General features: G+C 66.9%; 1 protein-coding gene. It reads right to left on the bottom strand.

The window, feature by feature from the left end; genetic code table 11:
- The coding region (locus AACY08_RS29460; RefSeq protein ID WP_339472607.1) for a phage terminase large subunit family protein at positions 1–345 on the bottom strand (345 nt) is incomplete at its 3' end.
- Positions 346–462: the final 117 nt, after the last annotated feature.

The raw sequence follows: 462 nt of genomic DNA, 5'->3' as shown, positions 1-462 counted from the left end.
ATCGCCCGCGTTGCGGGTCTTGGACGAAATCAGCCCGCGCAGCGCCGGCGTCGCCTTGATGAAGGGCGCAATGCGCTCCTTCGAGAATTGCAGCGCGGCCGAGTCCTTCGGCTGGACGATCAGCATCGGGCATGGATCGAGATCCATGTGGAAGCCGACGATGTTCTCGATCAGCGTCGACTTGAGCAGTTGCGTTGCAACCACCGCCGTCAGCTTTCGCACGCCCGGCTCGGTCACCGCGAGCATCGGACCACGCGCGATCTCGACGCGACCGGTGCGATACTGGCCCGATGTGCTGCCCGCCTCCTTCGCGAGCTTGCGGCGCTTGTCGGCCCATGTCGGCAAGCTGACCCGCGGGGGCGGCGTCCACCCCTTGCGGCTCGCGCGCCTTAGCCGCTCAGTCTTCGTCGGCGCTGGTGAAGTCGAGGTCGGGTTCGCCGAGCTCCTCGAGCTGCTGGTGGA

This window comes from Pseudomonas sp. EL_65y_Pfl1_R83 (genome assembly GCF_963970695.1).
In the GTDB taxonomy this organism is placed as follows: Bacteria; Pseudomonadota; Gammaproteobacteria; order Pseudomonadales; family Pseudomonadaceae; genus Aquipseudomonas; species Aquipseudomonas tritici.
This window is presented reverse-complemented; position numbering and strand designations above follow the sequence as displayed.